We start from the raw sequence: 1,278 nt of genomic DNA, 5'->3' as shown, positions 1-1,278 counted from the left end.
GCATGCATAACCTCGCGACCCATCCATAATGCATATCGTGACGGGTCTATGCAATCGTCGGGGACCCGACACCTACCCCCCTGAGCATTACATGGGCATGGCGGCCGCACACGACGGCACAATCCGCACAGACGCCGGACGATAGCCGGCATCCGCCGTGGGAGTAAGTCACGAAACGGCGCAAACGATCGCGCAAAATTGACAGGTTCGTAACCCGAATGGGTGGCGGAAACGCGCGGCAATGACGCTTTCACACCAACGCTATCACTACCGGATCCCCAGTGAAGGCGCGGCATGCGGGAAGGAAAAAGGCTGGCAAGCGCCCGGAACGATCACCACACGGTATCGCTTCCCGACCTTCTTGTTGCCACCTGACGGATACCCTACATTGAGCGAGCGCTGGTCCGACATCGCCGTTTCATCGATAAAAATCACAAAGACGACCGAGCGACCTATGGCACCCACCACGTATCAGCCAGGCCCGTGGAGCGACCCCTCAGGTAACGATCGGGACGAGCACTCGATACCGGATTACGAAAGCATCGAGCGAGGCCTTCATGACCGCATAGGCGCGAACCTGCGGCTGGTGCGATCCCAGCTCGGCTTGAGCCAGGCCTTCCTCGCTGCGATGCTTCGGGTATCACACAGTCAATACCGGCGGTACGAGAAAGGGCACGACCTCCCCCGCTTACACACCGCCATTCTGTGGTCGGTCGAGACCGGCATCCCGACCCACTGGCTGTTCAGTGGAACCGGCTACCACGCTCAGGTAGGCGCTACGCTCCGCCCGGCTTGGGTGCCCGTTCTGCACTTCGTGAACACGGCCTCACCAGCGGCGCTGCGTTCCTTCCAGGCCGCCCTCGAAGGCATGGTGAATGCCTCCCCGAGACCGCCACTGGCCACCTACACGAGCCCGGACCTGGACGAGTGTCGCCGCCACATCGACGAGCGCTACTATCAGGTCATAGCCCGGCAACTGCGGAAGTTCCGGCGTGAGCACACCATTTCCCAGGACACCATCGCCCGCCGGATGGGTATTTCCACCGCGGCCTACAAGCGCTACGAACGCCCCGGCCGGCACATCTATTTCAGCATCAACCTGATCATGCGGTTCTGGGCGGCGACCGGGGTCAGCCCGCTGGAATTGACACGCGGTACGGTCGTATTCCGTTACCGGGAACAGCAGAACCGGAATTTCGACATACTAATCTTTTAGAAAGTAATGTCAGGTTCGATTGTGTATCGGCAGGCCGGGTGACGGAAGAACGACTGCACTAG

1 protein-coding gene is annotated in these 1,278 nt (G+C 60.5%); it reads left to right on the top strand.

Translation table 11 applies throughout. The features are described from left to right. Positions 1 to 241 precede the first annotated feature (241 nt). Positions 242 to 1,216: a helix-turn-helix transcriptional regulator gene (locus tag ACPEES_RS23435; RefSeq protein WP_435106934.1), complete on the top strand. Its 975-nt coding sequence runs from the start codon at positions 242 to 244 to the stop codon at positions 1,214 to 1,216. Positions 1,217 to 1,278 lie beyond the last annotated feature (62 nt).

The organism is Arhodomonas sp. AD133 (assembly GCF_051195215.1).
In the GTDB taxonomy this organism is placed as follows: domain Bacteria; phylum Pseudomonadota; class Gammaproteobacteria; order Nitrococcales; family Nitrococcaceae; genus Arhodomonas.
The sequence above is the reverse complement of the archived record's forward strand: the minus strand, read 5'-3'. Positions and strand labels throughout refer to the sequence as shown.

Bases quoted from the DNA above. Each gene is read 5' to 3' on its own strand.
- ACPEES_RS23435 (WP_435106934.1), top strand. From the start codon at position 242: ATGACGCTTTCACACCAACGCTATCACTACCGGATCCCCAGTGAAGGC.